Origin of the sequence: Marinomonas sp. ef1, from assembly GCF_002806845.1 — a bacterium.
GTDB classification, from domain to species: domain Bacteria; phylum Pseudomonadota; class Gammaproteobacteria; order Pseudomonadales; family Marinomonadaceae; genus Marinomonas; species Marinomonas polaris.
Window position 1 is genome coordinate 142,869 of sequence record NZ_NHTT01000010.1, and the last position, 26,641, is coordinate 169,509.

Here is a 26,641-nt window from a genome sequence, read left to right on the forward strand (position 1 = left end):
TTTAGACTGCGGCCTAGTTGACTGACATTTGTAGCAGCTTTGGTGTAATAAATACAAGTAATTCAACCTTTTCTTGCTGTTCTGATTGTCTTTTAAACAACTCACCTAACCAAGGAATGTCACTAAAGAAAGGAACCCGACTCTCGGATTCGAAACGCTCTTCTCGAAAAACCCCACCTAAAACAAGCGTTTCTTGGTTTTTCACTACAACCTGTGTTTTTAAACGATTGGTTTTTAAGCTAGGTACACCATTAACCAAGTCCCCCACAGAATCTTGATGAATCGTTAACGATAGTAAAATGTGCCCGCCGTCTTTTACAAAAGGAGTCACCTCCAACATGAGTGCCGCTTGGCGAAACTCAATACTCACCTTATCATCGCTAACCGTTTGATATGGGACCTCGGTTCCCGATTCAATTCGAGCAGGCAGCCCTTCGGAAGTGACAATTTTGGGCTTTGAAACTACATTAGCTAAGCCCTCGCTTTCCATCATATCCAAAGTAAGTGCCAATAAGCTAGAACCACCGATACTGGAAAAATCCAAATTCGTCGTTGGCGTCAACGCGCCTAAATCAACTGCACCTCCGATAGAGGATCGGACACCATCAGATAACTTAGCTTGCCAGTTCACCCCAAACTGCGATTGAGCTGTTCGACTTACTTGAGCAATTTGCGCACTGATTTCAATTTGTTTTAATGGTGTATCTAACCAATCAAGTGTTTCCTGAACCCCTTCTAAAGAAGCACAAGAATGGGCAATGATCGAATTAGTTCGATCATCCACAACTAAAGAAATAGATGGGTGCAAGGTTCGTAAATGTACACCAACATCTTTTGCTTTAGCATGTTTCAACACCCAATAAGATCTCTGACACACAACGGATGTACGTTCGATGCTTTCTGCTAAAGGTGTTTTTGCGGGCATCAGCACCGCCACACGCCCTTGCCACTCAAGCTGAATATGTGGCGGCTGTGCAATTGCCTCCATCACATCTTTCCAGCTTGCATCTTTGATCGAAAGTGTTAATACATCATCAATTTCAGGACTAATCACCACGCTTTCATTCATTTGCGACGCTAGCCAAGGCAATACCTCTTGTAGCGAACGAGATTCAAAATAGACATCCATTGCCAATAAGGTACGTGGCATCATCAGAAAAAATACCAATAGCCATTGAAGCCGCAGCTTATTCATCCTGAGCTCCCTTTTTACGCACAACTAATGCCTGCTCAGAACCATCTTTTGCCATCAAGGTTACTCGATCAAAAGATACATCATTCACGGTTAAACCTGCATCTGGCAACCAACTGCCCTCACTAACCCAATGACGAGCATTTTTGTATACAACTAACGCTGATGTGTTATCGCCTATTCGCATAGTCGACAATAGCTGCCAATCTTTTTGCTCAAAACGATTCATATATAACTTAGTGGGTAACCAATCATGGTACTCCCGATTCGCCTTAGGAATCTTAATCGCAAACAACAAGTGTCCTTGCCAATATCCATTGCTTTCTCTTTGCCAAGATGCGGCAAGCAAACCTAAAGCAAACTGTGTTTCAATTTTTTCCAGCACTATTTGCCACTCGATAAGAGAAGCTGAGCCATTGATAGACCATTGCGTTGGCACTCCATTTTTAGTGTCTTCCACTCTATGTTGTAGCCAAGACTCGTCAAGCAAGCGCATGTCGTGTAATTGATTCGCTTGTTGCTGCGTTTTTTTCCAATCATTCTCAGCTAGGGCTTTCAACTTAGATTGTCGATTTAAATCATCTTGAGCCTGTGATAAAAATGGATACCAAACGGCAACTTGCAAGAGAAGCAAAAGCAGCACCACGGAACCGTTGATATTTTTTAATAACACACCGTTAGTTTTTAAATACTTCGATAGAAACATCCACCACCTCCTTCTGATTCGTTGGAGAAGCAAAGCGATGCGGCTGTTGCTCGACTTCCCAGCGCCAGTCTGGGTTTTGTTGATGCCACGCCTCCAGTAAAAGTTCCAAATCTTGTGCAGGCAATGTCATTTGGAGAGAAGCTCGTTGCGCTTCACTTTCAAAATATCCGAGTCGAGCAGACATGGGCAAAGCCTGAACCAAGTTCAATACTGACGCAGAAAATTCATTGGAGTCATCAATCAACGACCATGCCGATTGAGTTGCTTGTATTTTTTGACGTGCAATCAACGCTTGTGCCGATTCTTGATGTAAGAAGAAAAAATAAACAGAAGCCACACTGTGAACCAGAAGGCTAAAAACGACTAAAGACCAACAAAGCCGTCGAGCTTTTAAACGTTTGCTTTTTTCTGGCTGATACACTGACAAAGCACGCTGTGAACAAGATGACCAAGACCTATTACGCGAATGAATTACTTCCCATTGCCCTATCGGCATAAGTAAACAAGATTGTGCAATCGACTGAAATGGCAAACACAGTTGTTGCGCCCACTCACTTGAGCAAGCAAAAGTCGTAAGTTGAGACTGCTGCTCTGGCAGTAACTCGTATTGATAACTAAACAGCAAACTATCGGGTGGTGAAAATGTCGTTTCTACGGCATAACTCAATGCAGCCAAAGGTAGTAACAATGAAGGTATAAGGTGATCAATCCTATGCTGTGACACAGATAACCAAGCATCAGGTACTAATATAATGATTCGACAGGCATCAATCGAGCGGTCTAGCGTTAAGCTCCGCTGAATCAGTTCTAACTGTGAGGAATTGGGTAGAGGTTCGTTATTTAATAAAGAGAAATCCACCAAGTTGGCGGTTTTACTAGAGTCATAAAATGTACATTCTTGAGCGGAGTAAACGGCTATAGAATAGGCATGCATGAGCTTCATCATTCATCCTTGAAATAGTAAGCAACAGAGTATTGTTTTCGGTTTGGCTTCCATGCCAAATATTTACCAAGATAACACGATTTGATGCAAAGTTAACCGCCTATTCTGTGGCCATCTTAGGTATAATGCCATTTTCTCACTCTGTATTAATTGAATTTATATGGCTAAGACACTCAAAATACTTTTTTTTCTCGGTCTGTTTGGAACACTTTGCGCGGTTGGCGTTACCTATGCGGTTTATTACAACGTAAAAGACCGTATTCCAACTGTCGCTGAACTAAAAGACATCGAGTTAAGAATCCCACTGCGTATCTACACCGCCGACAATAAATTAATTGGTGAGTTTGGAGAGCAGCGCCGTTCCCCTATCAATTATGCAGAAATCCCTCAAGATCTAGAGCATGCAATTTTAGCTGCAGAAGACACCAATTTTTATCACCATCCTGGCGTTGACATTCTGGGCTTAGGCCGAGCCGTTGTACAGTTAATTACTACTGGGCAAAAACAAGGTGGCGGCAGTACTATCACCATGCAGGTAGCACGTAACTACTTCCTCTCATTTGAACAAACCTACACCCGTAAATTCACAGAAATCTTTATTGCCCTAAAGATGGAACGAGAGTTATCTAAACACGAAATTCTTGAGCTGTACGTCAACAAAATCTACTTGGGTAATCGTGCCTATGGTTTCGAAGCAGCGGCTCAAGTCTATTATGGAAAAAATCTCGCTGAGCTTAATCTTGCGCAACTAGCTATGATTGCTGGCCTACCAAAAGCGCCCTCTCGCTTTAACCCAGTCGTAAACCCTTCTCGTGCACTAATTCGTCGTAACTGGATTCTGCAACGTATGTTATCGCTCGGCATGATTGATAAAAGCGCATACCAAAATGCTGTTGAAGCGCCAATCACTGCTAAGAACCATGGTGTCATGCCAGATATCGAAGCTGGCTACATCGCCGAGATGGTTCGCTCTGAGCTATACAGCACATTTGGAGACGATCTTTATAGTACTGGCATGACAGTCTATACGACCATTGATTCTGAACGCCAAAAAGCCGCGAACGAAGCTGTTTTCAATGGCGTTTTAGATTACGACATGCGTCATGGTTACCGAGGTTCTATTGAGACTCGTGTTGACTTGATTGACGCACCATTAGAAGAACAAGAAAAAGCCCTACAAGACATAGAGCGTTTCAAAAATTGGCAAACAGCATTGGTTATCTCAACGACAGAAACCACCGCTGATGTACGTTTAGCTAATGGCGAACGTGCCACATTGCCATGGGACGCAGTTAAATGGGCAAGACCTTATATTAATGAGGACTCCCAAGGCGCTTCACCTTCCACCGTTGCGGATGTTTTGGTACCTGGCGATATTGTTCGTTTGCGCCCAGACAACCAGAAAAAATGGCTACTCGCGCAAAAGCCTGAAGTACAAAGCGCACTCATTTCTTTGAACAGTAAAGATGGTGCAATCCAAGCTTTGGTGGGTGGTTTTAACTTCTACGAAAACAAATTTAACCGAGTTACTCAATCTAAACGTCAACCGGGCTCCAACTTTAAACCCTTCGTTTACGCGAGTGCACTAGACCGAGGTTATACTGCAGCCAGTATTATCAATGATGCTCCGGTTGTCTTTAACGATACCAATCTAGCGTCTGCATGGCGACCAACTAATGACGGAGGCAAGTTCTATGGCCCAACCCGTTTACGTCAGGCACTTTACCGATCACAAAATATCGTCTCCGTTCGTTTGCTTGACGAGATGGGTATTCGACCAACACTGGATTTTCTACGCCGTTTTGGGTTTGATCCAAACGAGTTGCCACACAACCTGTCTCTATCTTTAGGTAGCGCAAACTTATCACCACTGCAAATCGCAACTGGCTACGCCGTTTTTTCGAATGGCGGATACCAAGTACAACCTTATTTAATAGACAAAGTCATAGACAGAAATAACAAAACTCTATTCCAAGCCAACCCTGTGACAGTCTGCGTAACGTGCACTCCGTTAGAAAAAACGACGGATGGCGAACAACAAATGGGACTATTTAATACAACTGAAGGCATTCGTAGCTTGCCAATTGCACCGCAAGTGCTCGATCCAGAAGTGAATTACATAACTTACGATATGATGCGAGATGTTATTAAATACGGTACCGGTCGACGAGCACGAGTACTTCAGCGAGATGATCTCGCGGGGAAAACAGGTACAACAAACGATGGCCGTGATGCTTGGTTCTCGGGCTTCAACGGTAATCTAGTAACGTCTGTTTGGAGCGGCTTTGATAATTCATCACCTCTAGGACGTGGCGAATGGGGTGGCTCGGTTTCATTGCCGCCTTGGATTGATTACATGCGTGAAGCGCTAAAAGATACACCTCCTGATTTCGTGGCTAAACCGTCTTCTTTGGTAACAGTTAGAATCGATCCGAATACAGGTGAACGTGCGTTACCGGGACAATCTAATGCGATTTTTGAGATATTCAGAAAAGACCATGTGCCACCACAGCGCGATTTGAGCTTACCTACATTTAACAACAATATTGGTAACGAAGCGCAAGAAGAGAAACAAGAAAATAACGTGTTAGAAAACTTATTCTGATCTGGGCTTCTATTATTCTAACCAAAAACGCCAGCTTGAACGCTGGCGTTTTTATTACAGCAGTCAAATCCAAAGCCCTACCAAAAAGTAGCTAACTCCACTTAGGTTTAGGCGCTTGATAAGCTTGAAAAGCCGACACAAGTGTTTCCGGCGTGTTAACTTTGATGATCATATCTATATAAGACTGCTTCACAAAACCTGCCTGCTGCATACTTTCTACCATATTAAATAATGAATCGTAAAAACCATTTATATTATAAAAAGCACAAGGTTTACCATGTAGGCCGAGTTGTCCCCAAGTCCACACTTCAAACATTTCCTCTAGCGTCCCTACACCACCAGGAAGCGCCACAAAGGCATCGGCCAATTCACTCATCTTAGCCTTACGTTCATGCATATCGGCAACCACATACAGCTCGGTTAAACCTGTGTGAGCAATTTCCTTGGACTCAAGATGGGCCGGAATGACGCCAATTACGTTTCCACCAGCCAGCAAAGCAGCGTTCGCGATTACGCCCATTAAGCCGACGTTTCCGCCACCGTAAACAATGTCGATCCCTTGCTTGGCAAGATACACGCCCAAGGCTTTAACTCCATTGGCGTATTCAGGAGAATTTCCCTCAGCAGAACCACAATATATTGCTACTTTCATACTAACGCTCCTTGCTTCTATTTAACTAACGTCAATTTAGTCTTCAAAAAATAAGCCATCAAATGATCCACATAAAAAAGGCGACTCCTTATTCAGGAGTCGCCTTTTTAGCAAGATACTATTCGATTAAGCACCGAAATGATCAAGATTCTCAAGTGGGTAAAAATCTGGGTATGGAAGCATAGCCACACCAGAATCAACGGCTGCACGAGCAACGGCTGCAGAAACAACGTTAAGCAAACGAGTATCCATTGGTTTTGGCAAAATGTACTCTTTACCAAAGCTCAAAGGTATACCGCCATAAGCTGCAACAACATCTGCAGGCGCTTCTTCTTTTGCAAGATCTTTAAGTGCATGAACTGCAGCCAACTTCATTTCTTCGTTGATCTTAGTCGCACGAACGTCTAAAGCACCTCGGAAGATGAAAGGGAAGCCAAGTACATTGTTTACTTGATTAGGGTAATCAGAACGGCCTGTCGCCATGATCAAATCATCACGAGTTGCACGTGCAAGCTCTGGATTGATCTCTGGATCAGGGTTCGAACAAGCAAAAACAATTGGATTAGCCGCCATTTTAGCAAGTTGATCAGCAGACAATAGATCTGGACCAGATACGCCGATAAACACATCTGCGCCTTCCATTGCATCATCAAGCGTGCGCTTGTCAGTATCAATCGCAAACATTGCTTTGAATTGATTCAAATCAGTACGGCCAGAGTGAATAACACCGTTACGGTCAAGAACGAAGATGTTTTCGCGCTGTGCACCACAAGCAATGATCAGCTTCATACAAGCTGTCGCTGCTGCACCAGCACCTAGACAAACGATTTTAGCATCAGCAATGTCTTTACCTTGAAGCTCAAGCGCATTCAAAAGGCCAGCTGCTGTCACAATCGCAGTACCATGTTGGTCGTCATGGAAAACAGGGATAGAACAACGTTCAATCAACTGACGTTCGATTTCAAAACACTCTGGTGCTTTGATGTCTTCTAAGTTGATGCCGCCGTAAGTGTTTGCAATACGAGCAACGGTATCAATGAATGCTTGTGGGCTTTCAGATTCAACTTCCACATCAACAGAGTTAATGCCAGCAAAACGCTTAAACAATAAACCTTTACCTTCCATTACTGGCTTACTTGCCAATGGACCTAGATTACCCAATCCAAGAATCGCCGTACCATCAGAAATAACAGCTACTAAGTTGCCTTTACCAGTGTAACGGTATGCAGCTTCTGGGTCTTTTGCGATTTCACGACAAGGCTCAGCCACACCTGGGCTGTAAGCTAGAGAAAGGTCACGAGCGGTCGCTGTTGGTTTAGTAATAGTTACGCTCAGTTTTCCTGGAACTGGATACTCATGGTAGTCCAGTGCAGCTTGCTTTATATCTTCTGCCATTATGATGTTTCCGTCTATTTGGTGTAATTAATTAGTTTTATCATAGCCAAACTGGGCCTTGTTCCCAAGCCTACAAAAGCTTCGAAAGTGGCACCTTATAATTTTGTGTCGTCAGAATAATCGATCTACTCAATACTTTAAAGCGTAAAACCATAGGAATATTCTATCAATCACTGATCGAGAGAAGCTTTGATTTCAAGCAAGTCATTGGGATGTCTTACAGAAAGTACCCAAGACTTAAAGTCTGAATGGCGACTTTTCCTTTGATGTTGCCAACCACGCACTTCAATTTCCTTACCCTCAAGATAAAATACTTTTTGAGAAGGCCAATAATCTGTGACGTAAGATGGCAAATTGATTACTAGATCCTGATCGGTTTCTAGCCACCAACCTCCTCGGTTCTGAGTAATTGAAGTGATGTTGACACGAGAGATTGCAAATCCAGCTTTTGGCTGCCATTGCAAATTTTGCTGCCATAATCCCTTATGCGCATTGCGAGCTGCGTTTTCAGCCGCCTCAAAACAGTCTTGATAGGCTAAGTTTGGAGGGACAGCAATACGATAACCAAGTCCTTCGGATAGTAACTGACTCGTCAGTGAAATACGATCTTTATCGAAAAGGTAGTACAAATAACGACCGTATCTGTCTTGATCATTTTTAGCTCTTTGTAGGTAGACAAATTGATCGAGGCGGGAGCGAACGAAATCTGTCGCAGCTACAGCATAAGGCTCATGATTGCCTTTTTTGTGGTCAAGTTCTGGTGTATCTATACCCACCAGCCGAACTTTTCGGCCATCGGTAAGATGTATGGTGTCACCATCAACCACTCGTTTGATCTGAGCTTTTTCAAGTTCGCCTGTTGCCGTACAGGCTTCATTGGCTTGAACAGCAAGGGACAAAAACAAAAAAGGCGCCAAGAGAACTTGGCGCCTTTTTAAAGCGATCACTATCATGCCACCAATTACTTAGTAGTACGACGTGCTCCGAAACGTTTGTTGAAGCGATCAACACGACCACCAGTATCAACCATTTTCTGTTGACCTGTGTAGAATGGGTGACAGTTGCTGCATACGTCGACGTGAAGGTCGCTACCTAAAGTAGAATTTAGGTTTAGAGTATTACCACAAGTACAAGTTGCAGTAACCGCAGAGTAATTTGGGTGGATATCTTTTTTCATCGTATTTACCTTTAGGTTTGGTGTGCCGCCACTTGATCGATATTAATGGGCTATTGCCGCGTCAAGCACCGCACGTTTCGTTGTACAGACATTGTACAGTGGAGCCAAGAGTCGCGTATTTTAGGGATCTATTGCCAAATCAGCAACCTTTTTTCATGCTTTTCTCATAAAATTGTGACTCGCACCGACCCACTACTCTGACGTACACTTAAGAAATGATCAAGACATCCTATTTTTGCTTTACTAAACAAGGTCTAACCTAACGCATGTCCGAGGCGCTTCTTACTCCTTATTCTTTCATCAAAGTCGCTTTGCCTGTGCCAATGCGCACACTGTTTGACTATAAAGTCCCCAAAGCGATTGCCCTAAGACACGAGCTGAAACCTGGAATGCGTGTCAAAGTTCCTTTTGGTAAAAGTAGTCGTCTTGGAGTGATTGTCGCACTAAGCGAAACCAGTGACTGGGATCCAGAGCAAGTCAAACCACTGACATCAATGCACGATCAAAGCCCAGTGATTACCGAAGAGCTGATGGCATTATGTGAATGGGCCGCACGTTACTATCATCATCCGATTGGCGATGTCATCTTTCATGCTTTGCCTGTTCTGCTGCGCAAAGGTGAAAGTGCTGAATTCCGTACGGAAAACTGGTGGCTAACCACACCTGAAGGGCAATCACTGCCTCTAGAACAACTTAGCCGGGCACCACGCCAACAAGATTTTTTAAAAGCCGTACAACAGCACCCCAATGGTTTAAGCCAACATGCTGCATCTGTGTTAGATCTTGCTCCAGCGGCAGGAAAAAGTCTGGAAGAAAAAGGTTTATTACGCCGAGAGCCACGCTCCTTCAACAAAGGAGGTGAAAAGCACGCACACCAAACTCAAGTACCTCCGACACTCAATCCTGAACAAATGCGCGCCACCGAACATTTATTGGATTATCGACATCAATTTAACGTCGCTTTGTTAGACGGTGTGACAGGCAGTGGCAAAACCGAAGTATTTTTGCGCGTCATGGAACGCCTGATCGAAGAAGGTAAACAAATTCTAGTGATGGTGCCGGAAATTGGCCTGACACCTCAAACGCTGAAACGTTTTGAAATTCGCTTCAATACAGACATCGTCTTAATGCATTCCAGCATGAGCGACCGAGAACGCCTGGATGCTTGGCTATTGGCTGCAAGCGGCCATGCCAAAATCATTATCGGTACAAGATCTGCGGCTTTTATCCCCGCACCAAACCTTGGCATGATAGTGATTGACGAAGAACACGATACATCTTACAAACAACATGAAGGTTTCCGTTACCACGCTCGTGATCTTGCCGTTAAACGCGCTCAAGCGCTGAACATTCCTGTTCTACTCGCCTCGGCTACACCGTCTTATGAAAGCCTAACTAACGCTCTGCAAAAACGCTTCGCTTGGCTCAAGCTGCGTCAACGAGCCGGCAACGCGCACATTCCCGAAATGGAAAGAGTGGACCTGCGAGGCAAGACTCTCATTCATGGTTTTAGCGAACATGCTCTTGCCAGTATGAAACTGTGTTTAGAACGCAAAGAACAAGTCTTGGTGTTCCTAAACCGCCGTGGCTACGCGCCAACCTTAATGTGTCACCAGTGTGGCTGGATTGCCGCCTGTGATCATTGCGACGTCAACCTAACCGTTCACAAACGCGCTAACAAACTGCACTGTCACCACTGCGACACGCAAAAGGCATTGATTCATACTTGCCCTGAATGTGAGTCTGAAGAGCTATTTACCGTCGGTGAAGGTACAGAGCAAATTGAAACCCAACTGAGTACACTTTTTAAAGAAGTACCTATTTTACGCATAGACCGTGATAGCACTCAGCGAAAATCTGCTATGGCAAAGCTGACTCAAAAAATCCATGAGCATGATCAGGCGATTCTAATCGGTACACAAATGCTGGCGAAAGGCCATCATTTTCCTAACGTTACACTCGTCATTATCATGGACGCTGACGCGGGTCTGTTCTCTTCCGATTTTCGCGGCATGGAGCGCACCGCTCAGCTCATCACTCAAGTCGCAGGTCGTGCTGGTCGTGCCAAGAAACCGGGGCACGTATTACTACAAACCTATCATCCCGACCATGCGGCTATCGAATGTTTATGCAATCTCGGTTACGAACACTTTGCTATTGATGGTTTGGCCGAACGTAAATCTCTTTCGCTTCCGCCCTTTTATCATCAAGTCATCATTCGCGCCGAATCGGGTAATGAACAAGAAGCCATGCAGCTCTTATCCGCCATGAGAAATGATCTTGAGCCCTACTTTGCCAAAGACGTTTATCTGGTTGGTCCGTATGCTGCCATCATTGTTCGCAAAGCAGGACAGCATCGCGCTCTGATTTCGATCAAAGCCGCTCAGCGTGGGCCTTTGCATCAAGCGACGCAAATGATGACCGAATGGTTAGAACAATCCACAAAACAACATAGAATTCGTTTTGCAATTGACGTCGATCCACTGGAAACTTACTGATCTTGCACGCATAATGTGCGCAACTCACACTCTGTTTATTTATTTACGCTAAAGCTAAAAGCAAAAAGCCCAAATTATGTTTAATCCCGTTCAAATTGCAGCAAAAGGAAGTCGCCCAAAGAAAGGGGCAACACGTCGAACACCGCCACCGCCGAAACGCAAAACTGCGTGGTGGTTATGGCTTCTGGTCCCCGCTATCCTCGTGGCTTTTATTTACGGGTTAACGCAACTAAATCAAGTCGCTCCCAAACCAAAACCGATAGTAATAGAAAAACCCAAAGCCGCAGCACCTAAACCCAAGCCAACAGCTGCACAGGTAAAAGAGAAAGCGCCTATACCAGTGCCAGTAGCACCGAAAAAAGACACCTTTGAGTTTTACCAAATATTGCAGAATAGCGAAGTAGATACCAGTCATGTAGACGCTTATCAGTCGACACCTCGTGGCGAGCAAGATTTTTATTACATGCTGCAAGCGGCCTCATTCCGTAGCCCAGAAGATGCCGACCGCATGCGCGCAAAACTGATTATATCAGGCATGGTAGAAGCCAGTGTTCGCAAAACTATCGGCCAAGGCGAACAACCTTGGTATCGTGTTGTACTTGGTCCTTATGAGTCACGCTCAAAAATGAACCGAGCAGAAGACAAACTCGTTTCAATGGAAATATCGCCCTACTCTTATAAAGTCAAAAAAGAGTAATAGCCTTTTCTACCGTCTCGTATAGATTGCATACAGAAAGTGAAAGCTTCCACTGTATGCAATCATCGCTTGAAATCCTATCGCTTGCCCCCATTTCGTTAGAATCGAAACTGGAGTAGACCATGACAACGATTCTTACTGTACGCAAAGGCAACCAAGTCGTCGTAGGCGGCGATGGACAAGTATCTTTAGGCAACACTGTGATGAAAGGCAACGCTCGTAAAGTACGTCGTCTATATCGTGGTGAAGTGATTGCTGGCTTCGCTGGCGGTACAGCGGATGCTTTTACCCTATTCGAACGCTTCGAAGGTCAGCTAGAAAAACACCAAGGCCATCTAGTGCGTGCCGCGGTGGATCTTGCCAAAGACTGGCGTTCAGACCGGGCATTACGCAAGCTAGAAGCTATGCTCATTGTCGCCAACAAAGATAGTACCCTCATCATTACCGGCACTGGCGATGTGGTCGAGCCACAACACGGCGCATTAGCCATTGGCTCAGGTGGCAACTTCGCAGAAGCGGCGGCTCGCGCCTTGATTGACAACACTGACTTATCCGCCAAAGAAATCGTTGAGAAAAGCCTCAACATCGCTGCTGATATTTGTGTGTTCACTAATCACAGCTTAACTATCGAAGAAATCACTATAGATGCACAGCTTGAAGATAAGTCTAAGTAACATTCTATCAATATAGAAAAGCAGACTTTCAAGCGACACAACCATCATTCAAGAACACATCATTCAAGAACATAGAAGAGAATTGATAATGAGCAGCATGACCCCAAGAGAGACGGTTAACGCCTTAGACAACCACATTATTGGTCAGCAAAAAGCAAAGCGTGCGGTCGCTATCGCACTGCGTAATCGCTGGCGTCGCATGCAACTTCCTGAAGAAATGCGTGCGGAAGTCACCCCTAAAAATATTTTGATGATAGGGCCAACCGGTGTTGGTAAAACCGAAATAGCGCGTCGTTTGGCCAAGCTATCCAACGCGCCTTTCATCAAGATCGAAGCGACTAAATTCACCGAAGTTGGCTATGTTGGTCGCGATGTTGAGTCGATCATCCGTGATTTGGTAGAAATGGCTATCAAGATGTTTCGTGAACAAGAAACCGCAAAACTGCGTCACAAAGCCGAAGACGCTGCGGAAGACCGCATTCTAGATGTGCTATTACCACCAGCTCGTGGCGGCGATCCGGAACTAGAAGACAACAGCACGCGCCAAACTTTTCGTAAGAAATTACGCGAAGGTCAGTTGGATGACAAAGAAATCGATATTGACGTTGCCGATTCGCCAATGGGTGTAGAAATCATGACACCGCCAGGCATGGAAGAAATGACCAGCCAACTGCAAAACATGTTTTCTAGCTTTGGTTCACAAAAAACCAAAAAGCGTAAAATGAAAGTCAAAGAAGCATTACGACAAGTTCGTGACGAAGAAGCCGCAAAACTAGTCAATGAAGAAGAGCTAAAAGCCCGAGCTGTTGAAGCAGTTGAGCAAAACGGCATCGTGTTCTTAGATGAAATCGATAAAGTAGCGAAAAGCTCTGAACGCTCTGGCGGCGAAGTATCCCGCGAAGGCGTGCAGCGCGATTTATTGCCTTTGGTCGAAGGTTGTACGGTCAGCACCAAATACGGCATGATCAAAACCGATCACATCCTATTTATCGCCTCTGGTGCATTCCACTTGTCTAAGCCATCGGATTTGATTCCTGAGCTACAAGGTCGCTTACCAATTCGTGTTGAGCTAGATGCGCTAACCGTAGACGATTTTAAACGTATCTTGGTAGAGCCAAGCATGTCTTTAACCAAGCAATATGTGGCGCTCGCTAAAACAGAGCACATCAACTTGAACTTCACTGAAGAAGGCATTCAACGCATTGCAGAGATCGCTTTTCAAGTGAACGAGCGCACAGAAAACATCGGTGCGCGTCGATTACATACGGTACTTGAGCGCCTGCTTGAGGAAGTGTCTTATTCCGCCAGCGACATGCCGAATGATCAAACTGTCGACATTACCGCTGAATACGTTGATGAACAGCTTGGAGAAATCGCTGAAAACGAAGACTTGAGCCAATACATTTTGTAATTGACTCATCCTTCTTACAAAAAAAGCTCTTCTAAAAAATAGCCCCTTTATTGAAGGGGCTTTTATAGGAAAAAACCATGGCAACGCCAGCGCCTACGACTATTAATTACCACAAGCAATCCCGTGAATTGGCGCTCACTTTCGCCGATGGCCAAGCATTTCGTCTCAGTGCAGAGTTCTTACGAATTCATTCGCCTTCTGCCGAAGTGCGCGGTCACGGTATGCAAATGCCAATTTTGCAATACGGCAAAAAACACGTTGCCATCAATAATATCGAAGGCGCGGGCAATTATGCGCTGAAGATTTCCTTCGATGATGGTCACGATACTGGCCTCTATACTTGGGAATATCTCTACAATATTGGCAAAAATCACGACGAACTATGGCAAATGTACCTAGATCGCCTTGAAAAAGAAGGCCAGACGCGTGACACTTCTGTGATTCAAATTCACCAGCTTTAGCTTTAACCGCATTCAAGCAATCATCGGGAAGATTTTTATGGGCTCACTCAGTTTATCGGCGCTCAGCGCTATTGAAAATGCAATCAATCTCGCCCTAAAACAAGACACACCTTCCCAAGATCGCCTAAGCAAATTAGCAGGGCAACAAGTTTTTCTTTATGTGGAAGACTTCTCCTTTATTTTACAGATTCATATTCTCGAACAAGGCGTGATGCTGAATCGCCCAGAAAGCCTAGACGAGATTGAACTAGATCCACGATTAGACACTCTTGTGCAAGGCCCAAGCGCAGCGTACCGAAAATTACTTGAAGGCGATGGTTTCTTTGATGGCGATTTACGCATTCAAGGTAATGCTCAAGCCTTAATGACTCTGCATAAAGTGATGGAAAATTTTGAATTTGATTGGGAAGGGTTACTTGCTGATCACATTGGCGACTTATCCGCAGCCGCCTTGGCGCGCCTACTTCGCGCTCAATGGTCTTGGAGCAAAGAATTCGCTACTAATGCCAGAATGCAGATGGTTCATCACCTACAAACCGACAGTCAGTTACTGCCAAGCAAAATTGAATTCGACAACTTCGTCGATGAAATGGAACGCTTCGGCACCTTGATTGATCGTGCTGAAGCCAAGTTAAAACTGGCTGAGCGTAGCCGTATTTAGAAAAATATAAATCAAAGTCAGAATGTCTAACGATTCTGACTTTGATGATACGTTAGTTTAAAAATGAGCCTTTTTATTACTAAGGTGTAGCGATAAATTCAACCATCTCATTCGCTTTAAAATAACGCCTAGCAGCCGCATTAACTTTCTCTAGACTTGCCTCAGCATACGCCTTGTTACGAACAGCCCATGTCTCCATTTTCGTTCCTTCAGCCAGTTGTTTCGGCAGTAATCCAAGAATCTTTTTATCGTCGTTTAAAGCACGACGTCGCTTGCCCAGAATGGTCGACTTAGCGAGATCCAACTCGTATTGGGAAATACCAAACTCTGCTATACGATTCACCTCTTCTTTAACGATATCCGCTAACCGCACACCTTGACCTGCGGAAAAGTCTCCTCGAATACTAACGAAAGCATGGTCACCTTGAGTTGGCACTCGTATAGACGAACGAATGTCATAGGTAAGCTGCTCTTGCTCACGCAGGCGTTTGCCCAAGCGTGAGGCTAACGGGTTTCGACCGAGTATGTGTTCAACGATAAATAGCTCCACATTCTCCTCTGTATCAGTATTAGCAGAAAAGTAGATCCGCCCTTGGTAATAGCCGCCAGTTTTCCCGGCTCGAACCTCTTGCCTAACGGGGGATTGATGACGATGTTTAGCTATGACCAACTGATAAGGAGAAGGACTCATCCAGCTGCCAAATAAAGTTTCCAACGTTTCTTTAGTTTGCTCAGAATCAAAGTTTCCACTTAGAGCGACCTCTCCGTACTGAGCACCATAGTAGTCTTGATGAAATTGTTGAACATCTTCCATAGTCACTTTTTTTAGAAGCTGCTGCATGTCATTGGACTCAATATTACGTCGAATATCGTACTGCGGATAATCCTGTTCTGTGTAGCGTTGCAAAGCTCTATTTGCAACATTAGAAGGTTGGTATACTGGGGTCATTAAAGCTTGCATTTGCTGCCTTTTAACCAAATCAAACTCGCTCTTAGGAAAGGCTGGCTCTCTTAATACCTCAGAGATTAAGTGTAATACTTCAGTTACATTTTCTTTTGGACTCGCAAAGTTCACACTGAGCATTCCTTGCTTAGGCATGATTTGAAAGCCTGCACCTAACTGGTTCACTTTATCCACTAACTCTTGATAGCTACGCTTTTGCGTGCCTCTTATAATTAAAGTACCTGCTAGATCTGATAATGCTTGGGTACCCTTTAAGTTTTCTATATTACCAAAGCGTAGGTTTAAATGTCCTCGAACCAGATCTTCACTTTCAGGCAACGAACGCAAAGCTACTTTCATTCCATTACTCAGTTCACCACGCTGAATACTTGTTTCTATGGTTCGAATGTAAGCATTAAACTCTGCGACATCCGGTATCTCTACCTCCGCCATTATTTTCTCGCTAGCAGAAGCTGTTAAGTCTGCTTTTACTAGTGCTACATCTCTGTCATTTCTCGATAATTCTTGAGTTTTATCCGAAAAACTATCTAGCTCTTCTGCCAATGTTGTTAGCAACATGCCTACAACAGGTACTTTATCCGCAAATAGTTTTTCAATATCAGTCTGAACTTGCGATGGTACTAACTTTTCCACCTGATCATGGCGCTGAAAATGGAGCAACCAATTATCCTGTGCGACCGCTTCAGAGAGTACGTCAGATAAACTGGCAGTATCATTCAAAATTAAATCTTTAAGTGGGCGCCTGCTTGTCTGAATACGGGCTAACTCTTCCGCTAATATTGGCTCCTCTTGCAGCCGTTTTATCTCGACCATCAGTTCTTGCTGAATAACCTGCATTGACTGGCCTTGCCCTAATACTGCCCCAATTATAACTTGCCCGCCTTGTCGAAAAAGTTGGGGGATGACAAAAACAGATTGGGCCTTTCCTGATGTCACAAGCGAATGATAAAGCCGTCCATGAGGCTCACCCGCTAACATTTCAGCGAGTATAATTACCGCATCATTACGATTATCCTGACTAGGCGGTAACTCATACCCTAAAGCCAATATGTTAATCTCTCCTTGCTGAACCTGAATGGTACTTCCAGTATTTTTCGGGGACATATATTCGATGCGATTAATGACATGGAAAGAAGGCTTAATCTTCGCGAATAGATCATTCACGGATGAAAGTGCTTGGCCCACTTCAAAGCCACCAGTCAACACAAGTACGGCATTATTAGGTTGGTAATAATGGTCATGAAATTGACGTAAATCTTTAAGTGTTACGTTACTCAATTCATCATAACTACCCATAACAGAGCGACCATAGAACTTTCCATCCCACGCCTCTGCCAGCAGCTGCTGACTAAACATCGCTAATGAGTCATTTTGTGCTCGGGTAATCTCTTGACGAACTACCTCTAATTCAGCACTCATGTCCGATTCCGAAAATACAGGCGCAACCATGCGCTCCGCCTCCAGTTCTAACAAAAAATCTAACTTCCTCTGGTCTGCACTGAACATAGCTGAATAACGAGTTCGATCAAAACTGGTCGTTGCATTGAACTGAATACCTTGCTCTTGCAAACCTGCCAGAAGCTGCGGCCCTGTGCGCTGCGTTGTACCCTTAAACATCATGTGCTCAAGAAAATGCGCCGTACCAGAAGCGCCTTCAGGGTCAGCTAAACTGCCTGTCAAATACACAAGGTCGGCATGAATAACTTTCTGATCTGCATCAGGGGCTAACAAAATGCTCATGCCATTTTTTAACCGGTACTCGTAAATTCCATCCCAACTTCTGATCAGTTCGGGTGAGGCTTTTGTTTGAGAAAAAACAAAAACGAATAAAACAAACACTATATACCGCAACATTAGCTTATCCTTATTAGCCATTATGCAACTTCGTCTGCATCTAGACGAATGTCTTCTGTTATCTTTCCTTGCTCGAGATGAATAATCCGAGAAACCATGGCAACCGTTTCTCTACGGTGGGCAATAACGACTCGTGTCATGGACAATGACTGTAAGTTACTCACAACATGCTGTTCGCCATGTAAATCTAAATGGCTGGTCGCCTCATCCAATGCCAAAATACTAGGTTGCTTATACAACGCTCTTGCTAATAACAGCCGCTGCTTTTGTCCACCGGATAAACCACTCCCCATTTCAGCTACCAAAGTCTGATAACCCATTGGCATGTTAATAATGGTTTTATGTATATTGGCCTGCTGTGCAGCGGCTTCAATACGCTCTTGGGTTGCGCCAACTTCGAAGCAAGCTATATTTTCAGCAAGAGAACCAGCCATTAGCTGATCATCCTGCATCACTACACCAACCATATTCCTTAGAGCTGTTGGTCCCAGCTGACGAATAGAAGTACCACCAATACGAATGTCGCCCTCAATTGGCTCTAACAGCCCTAACATAAGTTTGAATAACGTAGACTTGCCACAGCCAGATCGGCCGATTAAGGCAACCGCATCGCCAGCTTCAATTGTGAAGGATAGGTCTTTGATTACCCAATGCTCGCCATCAGCATATCGAAAAGACACATTTTTAAACTCGATACGTGGCTCTATCCGACTAAGGTCCGTTTCGATAGCAATATTAGGCTCAGGCGTTTCAAGAGCAATCTCTGCTAAGCGCTCCCCATGCAAAGATAGCATTTTGATTTCAATCCCAAGATCGATCAGCTTGCTTGCGCGAGTAGTAAATTGACTTTTGTAAGCAAGGAACGCCAACAACATCCCTAACGTTAGGGTGTTACCTAAAACCGCAACCCCACCGACGTATAGAAGCAACATTCCCTCTAAACCAAAAATCAACGTATTGCAGCCACCAAATACCAACAACATTTTTTGGGTTCTAAGATCTCGATTCTGCACATCGGTCAGTAAGTTTTGCCAAGTAGCCAATCGTAAGGGTGTTGAATTGAAGAGTTTCAGAGGCTGGACAGCACGAATAGTTTCTAAAAAATACGCATTTTCTCTTGTCGCTAAAACGATACGTTCTTCCATAGCATTTCGTAAGGGTACATAAAAAGCCCAACGAAGAAGCACATATAACGCAACCGCAGTCAGAACGATAACAGTCAACATTTTACTATAGAGTGTCATCAGTGTAAGCGTGATCAAGGCAACCATTGCATCAAGCAAGATAGTCACAGCACCATTTGTAATAACGGCACGAATAGCATCTAAGGATTGAAAGCGGGCCGTAATATCACCCAAATGCCGTTTTTCAAAAAAAGACCAAGGTAGTCTCAATAAATGGTGAAAGAAATTGCTGGTCCATTGCAGAGTCAGCTGTTGGTTTAGCCTGAGCCCCATCCATCCCCTTGCCATACGCAAGACAAAGTCAATCACCAACAAAAGGCAACCACCGATGACAACTAACAACAATAAATCATAATCAGCCGAAACCAAGGCATGATCAACAACCCATTGCATAACTTGTGGCGATAACAGAGCAACAACTTCTAAAGCCAAAGCAAGCATAAGGATATTTACCAGAGCCCGTTTTAAACCAAGAACATGTCCAGTTAATTCGCGAAGTCGTAAACGAGGCTTCTTTTCTGCAGACTGGAATCTTGAATTTGGCGTCAGTTCTAAAGCAACCCCAGTAAAGCAACGAGAGACCTCGTCCATTGTTAATGTTCTTCGTCCCGCTGCAGGGTCCAGAATCGTCACCTTCTGCGCCCCTACCTTTTCTAGTACAACAAAATGATTCAAGCTCCAATGGAGGATGCAAGGCAGACGAAGTTGCTTCAACTCATCTAATTCCAACCGAACTGGGCGACTAGAAAAATCTAATGACTGCGCATAATGAAGGATTTGTGGAAGACTGGTACCTTTAACTGAGATAGAAAAGCGTCGCCGTAGGGTTGGAAGATCTAAATGCGAGCCATAAGCACTGGCAATCATAACAAGACAAGCAAGTCCGCATTCATGGCTTTCTGATTGAAGAATAGCTTTCATTTTATCAAACCATGTTTAGGGTAGCATTATTCTTTTCCGAACCAATAACCACACCGTCAGAAACTGAAATCAACTCTAGTACATCATTCAATGCAAGTTGAAATAATAACTCGTGAAGTTTATTTTTAGGATATTTTGAGAAGATAGATAGAACATCGCTGACGGTACAAGTCTGATTCCTATTTATATAGTTAATAAGCTTCTGACTAATCTCATCTAAGTTTATTTTGTTACCATTAACTATCAAAAAGTTATTAGAAAACGGATATAGTAAATTCACATTAAGTCTAATTCTTTGAGTCATTTCCAATTGACTTATCTTCCCATTAGCAAGAGTACCAAGTGATATTGGCGAATCAACTCGATGCTGTCCTATATAATCTTCCATAAACTGTTCATAAGTCGCCTCATCAGACATTAATAAGGCAAACTCTTTTCCGAATCGATCTAATGATTTTTTACTTTCTTGAAAACCATGTAAATTATGACGACCATCGATAATATTGGGAGCTTTTCGTATAAGCCAATTAATATAGTCAAAACCCGTTGGCGCGAAGGTTCCAACAGCCAAATGAAACGTTTCTTCTCCCATGGGAATCGGATTATGCCACCAACCACGCGGTACATATAGAATATCGCCCTCTTCAAGCACGACATCTAAATAAACCTTTTCCGGCTCCTCAGCATCGGGCATATCTTTCGTTTGCTGCATATACAAAGGAAGTTCGAAGGTTGGCTCTTTTAAAATCCAACGTTTACGGCCTTTTAACTGAACCGCAAAAACGTCACGAGTATCCCAATGACAACGATAAGAAGGCTTAGCACTAAATGCAGCATAACCACTGGTAATGACCTGTGCTTGAGCGAAACTAGCTATTTGTCGGGAAATATTGCTAACAAAGGGTTCATTACGGATACGATTATAAACTAGGGTTGCACCTTTACGCATATAATCATAAATAATAGGTTTTATATAACGACACTCAACTCGCCCTACATTTAAATAGGATTCCAGATATTCAAACTTTGGTACCTCATGACCATTCATTAGTTTAAAGCTAGGATCGGATGCGTCTGCCCGCTCATATATTTCACTAATATCTTTCCAAGACAACTCAATATCAGATACGATATTTTTAAAAAGAAAAGGTTTTTTATAAATATGATTAGAAAAAAACTCATCCTTATATGTGTCAAACAAAATCAAACTCCTTTTGAAATTAATAAGAAAATCATGCTAATTATAGTTTATCCTATCAAACAATAATCAAAACCATCCACTGCGTTTCCTAATGCATCTGCTCTAATAGCTACAGACAAAGCAATTCAAAGAGCACTTGATGAAAACAAAAAACCTCCACCAAAAGTAGTTTCAGACGTAAAAACACCTTCTTAAGTTGGATCACCACCTTGTATTAAAGTAGTAATATCATATCCTTTTACACCAACTATACTACTGCCGATTTAGATATATTCTTACTAAACTGTGACAAGGACCTTAATCCTATATTAAAAAAACAAAACACTCACCCGCTAGTAAAATCTAATATCTCGATAGAAACCTCTATTATAGATACACCATATCACTACCTCAAAAAATAAATATATAAAGTTCGTAAAAACATCATTTAAAATCACTAAAATACATCTTAAAAATCAAACTTTATATTTATTATGATAAAATAATAACTATAAAACGCCTTATAAAAACTTATTGATAGGTTTTTATATACAAATGATTAATCAGACATTTTTATAAAATCATATTTGATTTTTAATATTTTTATTTATCCGAGCAATAGTTGGAGCCATCACTATAGTAATCATATAAAGCAGCGCCAGCTCCATATGCTGCACCACCTATGGCTCCCCAAGCACCTCCTTTACCGGCATTTTTGACACCTCCTTTCAAGCCACCCCATACAGTAGCACCAACAGCCCCCCATGCTGTAGCTGACTCTCTTATCTCTTTGTTGGTTTCAGTAGCAGTTCCGCCAGAAACACATTCAAGTTCAAATATACTAATTTCTCTCATATAATACCTCCTATACCTCCTATACCTCAAAACTATATCTCTTTATATTTAGACCTATAGCATTTATAAAATAGCATTATAAATGCAAGCTCATATATATTAATTCTAGCTTCTAATTGTAACTCTCTCTCTCCTACATGTTGATAATATGAAAAAAAAACACCATTATAAATCAACCAAAAAACCAAAAAACCAACCACTAAAAAATCAATTATTTTCTCTTTTTCTCTCAAAAAAACCTCCAAAAAATCAACCTTTATAGGTTATTTTATTGCAACTAAATACAGTAGGAAAATTAAGTACTCATATTCCTTAGAGTATCTTTCTGTATAAACAGTTCTATTTTCATACCTGGAAGAGGCGAACGATATTCACCATAAAAACCATCTATTGATCTTCTATTTTCACTAAAATTTCATAGAAACCATCCTCTTCACCTTATACATAAGCATTACTATAAACGGGATAGTATATGTTTTATGGCATATGGACTACTGGCAAAAATAATTACACAACTTTTCTGCATACAATATTTATAGTAAGAGCACGCAGAGTACAAAGATAATATTTCTTGGCCATACTCTATAAAGTCAACTTGATAAGATGCTAAATATAAACCTGCTTGTAACTTTCTATCTTAAGGAATAAAACTCGCTATTAGCGAATTAATTGCTACCTGTTGATCTGATTTAAAATCAAAACTCGCCACCTTACCATTAAAAACCACCTATACTATTTTCTTAGTTCCTTACATTTTTCATCGATACCTTTCAATAATACTAATTTCTGACTAATAAAATAAATCTATTTTTTTAAATAAATACAAAATCATGCTAATTATAGTTTGTATTATCAGAGCAATAATCAGAGCAATACATAGAGTCCAAAACATTTCCCGCTACCGTACCACCAGTAGAAGAAAGCACGGAAGTTCTAAGAGAACTAGCCCCACCTCCTGACAAAGCTCTAACGGAAAAAGATGTAATAAAGCCATTCTTTTTTATCTCTTGACCTTGAATTGCATTAGTTCTGATATAATCCAAAGCACTAGACACACCATCTACAGCCATTTTTACAGGAATCGTAATAATGGACCAACACCTCCGAAAATACACCCCAACTCAGCTATATTAAGCTCTCTCATTTACCCCCCCTATCAAGAAAAACATTTATAAAAAGTCTAAAAAATCAATAATAAAACCCCCTAAAAATCCACTAATCACACCCACCAAAACAATTCTTAAAAGAACCTTTAACATCGATTTGAAAAAAACTATTTTTTTATTTTCAAGGATACCTTTCAAAGATAAAACCTATATATTTTACGAAAAATCATGAATCCAAATTATAAACTATATATTATTACTAATATAAAAATGAGAACCATATAGATGTAGGGCGGTTAATTATTATCCCTCTACAACAACACCTATTGCAGCAAAAATAGGAACAAACCTTCACTTACAAATTCTAACACCTCAATACTAATTCTTCTCGTTTAAAACCTTCCTAAAAAATCAAAAAAACTACCAGCATATAAAATAACACTTAAAATAATTCCACCTATAACACCACCGATGATTGCCTTAAAAAAGAACTTAAAAAACTCATAAATTTTATTTTTCAAATCCATAACCTTTAAACTATAATAATATTCATCAGCTCGTTAATAAATATTATTAGCCCACTTAAAAAGTGTGCATTAAAACTATGAATCTATTCTTTAAAAATATATAAATTTTTCAATCATTAAAGTAGGACGCATATAAAAACCTAAAAAATAAATTAAAAAATTAAAAAATTATTTTAAAACAACATCTTTCATAATGGGTTCAACAGAATATAAAAACAAAAAACCTCACTTCAGCTCACTTTCATACTTATAAAACTCCCTATAAATAATTATAGAAATCAACATGCTTTGAGTTGATATAATTGAATCATTTGACTCTCCTAAATATAAAAAATACAATGAAGAAGCCGCTGAAAAGACTATGAAAAAACCAAAAAAATATATTACAAGTCTTATAAACATCATTAACCCTCATAAATACTAGGGAAAATTATTTAAAATCAATAACCTGTTCCATCCGCATAATTCGTACCACTTATTGCCTCAGTGGAATAAAATCCACCCAAACCAGCTCCAATGGCACCTCCTAAATATTTCCCTGCGTAACGACCTGCAACAACTCCCGCAATGGCGCCTGGTGGTCCAAAAAACACTTCCTACCACACCACCAACATACCCACCGACAACACTGCCTGTCGCTGAACCTACAGTTCCTCCCACTGCTCCAGCAACTCCAACAACGCTAGCGCTAGCCGCACTATCTCCACCGCTTACTAACGAAAGTTCATTAATACTTAAAGTTCTCATTTTTCGCCTATTTTAAAAAAAGAACACAACCAAAAATAAAAAATAAAAACACTAACAACAACAAGCTCAACTCCTACAAAAAAACTTAAGAGCCTCCTCCCATCATATAAAAAGTGCTCCCATAGAACCCATATACCCAAAAACAATAAAAATAATATAAAAATAAACGCAGGAATTTTTTTACCAGAACGGCTTATCCCTTCATCAAAATTAGACGCCACCCTTCCTATAATAAAAGAGAAGGAAATCAAAAATAAAGAGAACGATACTGAAATAACCACCTCAAAAATAAAAATGAGATGGAAGGATCTAAAAATAGAATAATAATCCAAAAAAGAAAAAACCAAAGCCACCCCAGTGAGCCAACCCGAGACTTTAACAATTAAAGAGTTAAACATAATCATAAATAAAACCAAAACCAAAATAAAACACAGCATTAATTCTATATTTAAAAAATACCACTAAAATCATATTCATATAATCCTACAAATGTAGGGGATCTAAAGTATCATTATTTTAAAGATTCACAGTAATAAACTGATACCAGCTGCTGTCTAGATGAAACTTGCTTCTTTCGAAGTAGTGAGGAAACATGATCTCTCACTGTGAAATGACTGATACTTAACTCAGAGGCAATTTGTTTATTACTCTTTCCCTCAGCTAAAATCTGTAGAACTTCCTGTTCCCTATTTGTTAGATTCATTACTTTCTCACTGATACATTCAAATTTTTCTTACTACTGAATAAATAGGATCGAGTATCCATTCATAGATTCTTCGTGTGTCCTGTTTAATATCGGCTTCAAGTTGCATCCCAGGGAGTAATGACTGAGAGTTGCCATGAATTTTTATGTATTGGGAGTTTATCGCCACAGTTACTTTATAAAAGTTCTGCCCTTGATCCTGAGAAATTCCATTATTCTGTAGAATGCTAGCAATGTGAGTGGGCAGCTCTTGGAGTGAATATGGACTACTGGCAATATTCATAATACGGCCTTGTGCTATTCCAAATTTCTGATATGGGTACGCCGCATAACGCAGCGAAACATTTTGATTAAGTTCAATAAATCCGACTTGGCTAGGAGTGATATATAAATGGGCTTGCAGCTGGCTGTTTTGAGGTACCAAACTTGTCATTAACGTATTAATCGCGACTTGCTGACCAACTTGGATATTTAAGCCGGTAATGCTTCCACTAAAAGGTGCTGGTATAATTTGCTTTGATCGCACATCGTTTTCAGCAATGTCCTGCTGCAATAAAGCTAGCCTTTGATCAGCATCGGTAATCTGACGTTGATATTGCTCTTCTTGATCTTGCAGTTCAGCCATTAGAACCAAGCGATCATTTTCTAGCTTGCCTTGATTTCGTATAAGGGTTTGTTTCTGGCTAGCTAATACCAGCAGCTCCGCCTCTGCATTTTGTAGTTCGAAATCCGCAACATGCCCTTGATCATGTAATACTCGTAAACGGCTGAAACTCTTTTCAGCTAACATCACCCTTCGCTCTAGTAAATCAATCTCAGCTTCAAACTGCGATTTTTCCAATCTCATCGAAGAAAGCCGAAGAGCGAGTATTTTTTTCTGGCGAGCAAACCTGGCTTTGGCCTGCTCTTTGTCTTGTTGTATTAAAGACTCTCGTAGTGCCAACGTTTCCGCTAAAAGGTTTTGTAATTCACCAACACTAGAAAAGCGTTCATCAGATACTGTAAATAAGGGGTCGCCAACCTTAACCTGCTGATTTTCTTGAACCTTCACAGCTAATACCTGCCCCTGTATTGGTGCAAGGACTCTAAGCACTCCATAATTCGGGACTAAAATACCGGGAGCACTCGCTTTCTGAGTGTGAGTACCAAATAACGTAAACGCTATGACTAGAATCACTAGCAATAGAGCGACGAATGCGATCCAGATGTAGTTGGCAGGCTGATGAATAAGCACTTGCCCCATATGAGAGCGATGCTTTTCATTCAGTACTTCTTGCCTGAATAGAGAAGGGGTTGATTGATTATTTGTTTTATCCATAAATACTATTTACTAATGACATCCTATCAATTGCGATAGTCTTACATAAATAAAATGATAATAGAACCCATTACCATTTAAGGTGGCCGTATAGATCTGATAGAGCTGACGTTAGGCACGCTTGTACAAGAATCAAGCAACGCGTATTGAAAATGGTTAAAAGGCGATAATTTCTTTAGTTGCAGCTTGCTCTTTCAGGGCAATGCTCAA

The 26,641-nt window shown here is 41.8% G+C and carries 24 protein-coding genes and 1 pseudogene; 7 read left to right on the top strand and 18 right to left on the bottom strand.

The annotated features are described in order from the left end of the window. Positions 1–13 precede the first annotated feature (13 nt). The 3 genes from CCS02_RS15255 to CCS02_RS15265 are packed head-to-tail and all read right to left on the bottom strand — an operon-like array spanning position 14 to position 2,841. Positions 14–1,195, bottom strand: a complete 1,182-nt coding sequence (locus CCS02_RS15255; protein WP_100637034.1) for a type II and III secretion system protein — start codon at positions 1,193–1,195, stop codon at positions 14–16. Further along, positions 1,188–1,898: a hypothetical protein gene (locus CCS02_RS15260; RefSeq protein WP_100637035.1), complete on the bottom strand. Its 711-nt coding sequence runs from the start codon at positions 1,896–1,898 to the stop codon at positions 1,188–1,190. Before CCS02_RS15260 ends, CCS02_RS15255 begins: the two co-directional genes overlap by 8 nt. Further along, the gene (locus CCS02_RS15265) at positions 1,870–2,841 is read right to left on the bottom strand and encodes a hypothetical protein (RefSeq protein WP_100637036.1); all 972 of its coding nucleotides are present in this window, start codon (positions 2,839–2,841) and stop codon (positions 1,870–1,872) included. Before CCS02_RS15265 ends, CCS02_RS15260 begins: the two co-directional genes overlap by 29 nt. A gap of 160 nt (positions 2,842–3,001) precedes the next feature. Between CCS02_RS15265 and CCS02_RS15270 the strand changes: the two genes are divergently transcribed. Continuing rightward, positions 3,002–5,446 carry a penicillin-binding protein 1A gene (locus CCS02_RS15270; protein ID WP_100637037.1) on the top strand — a complete coding sequence of 815 codons (2,445 nt, stop codon included), beginning with the start codon at positions 3,002–3,004 and terminating at the stop codon, positions 5,444–5,446. Between the two features lie 91 nt (positions 5,447–5,537). On the opposite strand, the gene CCS02_RS15275 is transcribed toward CCS02_RS15270, so the two are convergent. The 4 genes from CCS02_RS15275 to rpmE all read right to left on the bottom strand — a co-directional run bounded on the left by CCS02_RS15275 (position 5,538) and on the right by rpmE (position 8,670). Further along, positions 5,538–6,098, bottom strand: a complete 561-nt coding sequence (locus CCS02_RS15275) for a TIGR00730 family Rossman fold protein (protein ID WP_100637038.1) — start codon at positions 6,096–6,098, stop codon at positions 5,538–5,540. A 126-nt stretch (positions 6,099–6,224) separates the two neighbouring features. Next, positions 6,225–7,493, bottom strand: coding sequence for a malic enzyme-like NAD(P)-binding protein (locus CCS02_RS15280; RefSeq protein WP_072840829.1), 1,269 nt, complete (start codon positions 7,491–7,493; stop codon positions 6,225–6,227). Between the two features lie 170 nt (positions 7,494–7,663). Continuing rightward, positions 7,664–8,446 carry a thermonuclease family protein gene (locus CCS02_RS15285; protein ID WP_072840830.1) on the bottom strand — a complete coding sequence of 261 codons (783 nt, stop codon included), beginning with the start codon at positions 8,444–8,446 and terminating at the stop codon, positions 7,664–7,666. An 8-nt stretch (positions 8,447–8,454) separates the two neighbouring features. Continuing rightward, on the bottom strand, positions 8,455–8,670 hold the full coding sequence (rpmE, locus tag CCS02_RS15290) for a 50S ribosomal protein L31 (protein ID WP_072840831.1): 216 nt from the start codon (positions 8,668–8,670) through the stop codon (positions 8,455–8,457). A gap of 266 nt (positions 8,671–8,936) precedes the next feature. Here rpmE and CCS02_RS15295 point away from each other — a divergent pair, with 266 nt between their 5' ends. From CCS02_RS15295 to CCS02_RS15320, 6 genes are all read left to right on the top strand, one after another. Further along, complete coding sequence (locus CCS02_RS15295) at positions 8,937–11,168, top strand: primosomal protein N' (protein ID WP_100637039.1); 2,232 nt, start codon at positions 8,937–8,939, stop codon at positions 11,166–11,168. Positions 11,169–11,244: 76 nt separating this feature from the next. Continuing rightward, positions 11,245–11,865: an SPOR domain-containing protein gene (locus CCS02_RS15300; protein WP_100186677.1), complete on the top strand. Its 621-nt coding sequence runs from the start codon at positions 11,245–11,247 to the stop codon at positions 11,863–11,865. Positions 11,866–11,987: 122 nt separating this feature from the next. Continuing rightward, entirely contained in the window at positions 11,988–12,539 is a 552-nt protein-coding gene (gene hslV / locus CCS02_RS15305; protein ID WP_072840834.1) for an ATP-dependent protease subunit HslV, read from the top strand. Positions 12,540–12,627: 88 nt separating this feature from the next. Beyond that, positions 12,628–13,950, top strand: a complete 1,323-nt coding sequence (hslU, locus tag CCS02_RS15310) for an ATP-dependent protease ATPase subunit HslU (RefSeq protein WP_100637040.1) — start codon at positions 12,628–12,630, stop codon at positions 13,948–13,950. 77 nt (positions 13,951–14,027) lie between these two features. Continuing rightward, positions 14,028–14,411, top strand: coding sequence for a gamma-butyrobetaine hydroxylase-like domain-containing protein (locus tag CCS02_RS15315; protein ID WP_072840836.1), 384 nt, complete (start codon positions 14,028–14,030; stop codon positions 14,409–14,411). Between the two features lie 37 nt (positions 14,412–14,448). Further along, complete coding sequence (locus CCS02_RS15320; RefSeq protein ID WP_100637041.1) at positions 14,449–15,072, top strand: ubiquinone biosynthesis accessory factor UbiJ; 624 nt, start codon at positions 14,449–14,451, stop codon at positions 15,070–15,072. 79 nt (positions 15,073–15,151) lie between these two features. Here CCS02_RS15320 and CCS02_RS15325 read toward each other — a convergent pair whose 3' ends face one another. The 11 genes and pseudogenes from CCS02_RS15325 to CCS02_RS15370 form a co-directional block, all read right to left on the bottom strand. Continuing rightward, a complete protein-coding gene (locus tag CCS02_RS15325) occupies positions 15,152–17,776 on the bottom strand; it encodes a M16 family metallopeptidase (RefSeq protein ID WP_232728889.1) in 2,625 nt (874 codons plus the stop codon). A 134-nt stretch (positions 17,777–17,910) separates the two neighbouring features. Continuing rightward, on the bottom strand, positions 17,911–19,995 hold the full coding sequence (locus CCS02_RS15330) for a peptidase domain-containing ABC transporter (RefSeq protein WP_100637043.1): 2,085 nt from the start codon (positions 19,993–19,995) through the stop codon (positions 17,911–17,913). 4 nt (positions 19,996–19,999) lie between these two features. Continuing rightward, positions 20,000–21,196 carry a JmjC domain-containing protein gene (locus CCS02_RS15335; protein ID WP_198515394.1) on the bottom strand — a complete coding sequence of 399 codons (1,197 nt, stop codon included), beginning with the start codon at positions 21,194–21,196 and terminating at the stop codon, positions 20,000–20,002. A 582-nt stretch (positions 21,197–21,778) separates the two neighbouring features. Further along, positions 21,779–22,030, bottom strand: coding sequence for a hypothetical protein (locus CCS02_RS15340; RefSeq protein WP_100186671.1), 252 nt, complete (start codon positions 22,028–22,030; stop codon positions 21,779–21,781). Between the two features lie 833 nt (positions 22,031–22,863). Beyond that, on the bottom strand, positions 22,864–23,100 hold the full coding sequence (locus CCS02_RS15350) for a hypothetical protein (RefSeq protein WP_072840843.1): 237 nt from the start codon (positions 23,098–23,100) through the stop codon (positions 22,864–22,866). Positions 23,101–23,528: 428 nt separating this feature from the next. Next, positions 23,529–23,657, bottom strand: a complete 129-nt coding sequence (locus tag CCS02_RS22490) for a hypothetical protein (RefSeq protein WP_269777504.1) — start codon at positions 23,655–23,657, stop codon at positions 23,529–23,531. Between the two features lie 446 nt (positions 23,658–24,103). Beyond that, entirely contained in the window at positions 24,104–24,256 is a 153-nt protein-coding gene (locus CCS02_RS22400) for a hypothetical protein (protein WP_232617094.1), read from the bottom strand. Between the two features lie 58 nt (positions 24,257–24,314). Next, positions 24,315–24,410, bottom strand: a pseudogene (locus CCS02_RS22555) (bacteriocin); the annotation flags it as partial. Next, entirely contained in the window at positions 24,407–24,814 is a 408-nt protein-coding gene (locus CCS02_RS15360) for a hypothetical protein (protein WP_157808004.1), read from the bottom strand. The pseudogene CCS02_RS22555 and the gene CCS02_RS15360, both read right to left, overlap by 4 nt. 107 nt (positions 24,815–24,921) lie before the next feature. Then, positions 24,922–25,113, bottom strand: coding sequence for a response regulator transcription factor (locus tag CCS02_RS22560; RefSeq protein ID WP_100186668.1), 192 nt, complete (start codon positions 25,111–25,113; stop codon positions 24,922–24,924). A 19-nt stretch (positions 25,114–25,132) separates the two neighbouring features. After that, complete coding sequence (locus tag CCS02_RS15370; protein WP_100186667.1) at positions 25,133–26,431, bottom strand: HlyD family secretion protein; 1,299 nt, start codon at positions 26,429–26,431, stop codon at positions 25,133–25,135. Positions 26,432–26,641 lie beyond the last annotated feature (210 nt).

What these genes read in the sequence shown, in the direction of transcription:
- CCS02_RS15255 (WP_100637034.1), bottom strand. Translation starts at nt 1,195, where the DNA reads ATGAATAAGCTGCGGCTTCAATGGCTATTGGTATTTTTTCTGATGATG.
- CCS02_RS15260 (WP_100637035.1), bottom strand. Translation starts at nt 1,898, where the DNA reads ATGTTTCTATCGAAGTATTTAAAAACTAACGGTGTGTTATTAAAAAAT.
- CCS02_RS15265 (WP_100637036.1), bottom strand. Translation starts at nt 2,841, where the DNA reads ATGAAGCTCATGCATGCCTATTCTATAGCCGTTTACTCCGCTCAAGAA.
- CCS02_RS15270 (WP_100637037.1), top strand. Translation starts at nt 3,002, where the DNA reads ATGGCTAAGACACTCAAAATACTTTTTTTTCTCGGTCTGTTTGGAACA.
- CCS02_RS15275 (WP_100637038.1), bottom strand. Translation starts at nt 6,098, where the DNA reads ATGAAAGTAGCAATATATTGTGGTTCTGCTGAGGGAAATTCTCCTGAA.
- CCS02_RS15280 (WP_072840829.1), bottom strand. Translation starts at nt 7,493, where the DNA reads ATGGCAGAAGATATAAAGCAAGCTGCACTGGACTACCATGAGTATCCA.
- CCS02_RS15285 (WP_072840830.1), bottom strand. Translation starts at nt 8,446, where the DNA reads ATGATAGTGATCGCTTTAAAAAGGCGCCAAGTTCTCTTGGCGCCTTTT.
- rpmE (WP_072840831.1), bottom strand. Translation starts at nt 8,670, where the DNA reads ATGAAAAAAGATATCCACCCAAATTACTCTGCGGTTACTGCAACTTGT.
- CCS02_RS15295 (WP_100637039.1), top strand. Translation starts at nt 8,937, where the DNA reads ATGTCCGAGGCGCTTCTTACTCCTTATTCTTTCATCAAAGTCGCTTTG.
- CCS02_RS15300 (WP_100186677.1), top strand. Translation starts at nt 11,245, where the DNA reads ATGTTTAATCCCGTTCAAATTGCAGCAAAAGGAAGTCGCCCAAAGAAA.
- hslV (WP_072840834.1), top strand. Translation starts at nt 11,988, where the DNA reads ATGACAACGATTCTTACTGTACGCAAAGGCAACCAAGTCGTCGTAGGC.
- hslU (WP_100637040.1), top strand. Translation starts at nt 12,628, where the DNA reads ATGAGCAGCATGACCCCAAGAGAGACGGTTAACGCCTTAGACAACCAC.
- CCS02_RS15315 (WP_072840836.1), top strand. Translation starts at nt 14,028, where the DNA reads ATGGCAACGCCAGCGCCTACGACTATTAATTACCACAAGCAATCCCGT.
- CCS02_RS15320 (WP_100637041.1), top strand. Translation starts at nt 14,449, where the DNA reads ATGGGCTCACTCAGTTTATCGGCGCTCAGCGCTATTGAAAATGCAATC.
- CCS02_RS15325 (WP_232728889.1), bottom strand. Translation starts at nt 17,776, where the DNA reads ATGAGCATTTTGTTAGCCCCTGATGCAGATCAGAAAGTTATTCATGCC.
- CCS02_RS15330 (WP_100637043.1), bottom strand. Translation starts at nt 19,995, where the DNA reads ATGAAAGCTATTCTTCAATCAGAAAGCCATGAATGCGGACTTGCTTGT.
- CCS02_RS15340 (WP_100186671.1), bottom strand. Translation starts at nt 22,030, where the DNA reads ATGAGAGAAATTAGTATATTTGAACTTGAATGTGTTTCTGGCGGAACT.
- CCS02_RS15350 (WP_072840843.1), bottom strand. Translation starts at nt 23,100, where the DNA reads ATGGCTGTAGATGGTGTGTCTAGTGCTTTGGATTATATCAGAACTAAT.
- CCS02_RS15360 (WP_157808004.1), bottom strand. Translation starts at nt 24,814, where the DNA reads ATGATTATGTTTAACTCTTTAATTGTTAAAGTCTCGGGTTGGCTCACT.
- CCS02_RS22560 (WP_100186668.1), bottom strand. Translation starts at nt 25,113, where the DNA reads ATGAATCTAACAAATAGGGAACAGGAAGTTCTACAGATTTTAGCTGAG.
- CCS02_RS15370 (WP_100186667.1), bottom strand. Translation starts at nt 26,431, where the DNA reads ATGGATAAAACAAATAATCAATCAACCCCTTCTCTATTCAGGCAAGAA.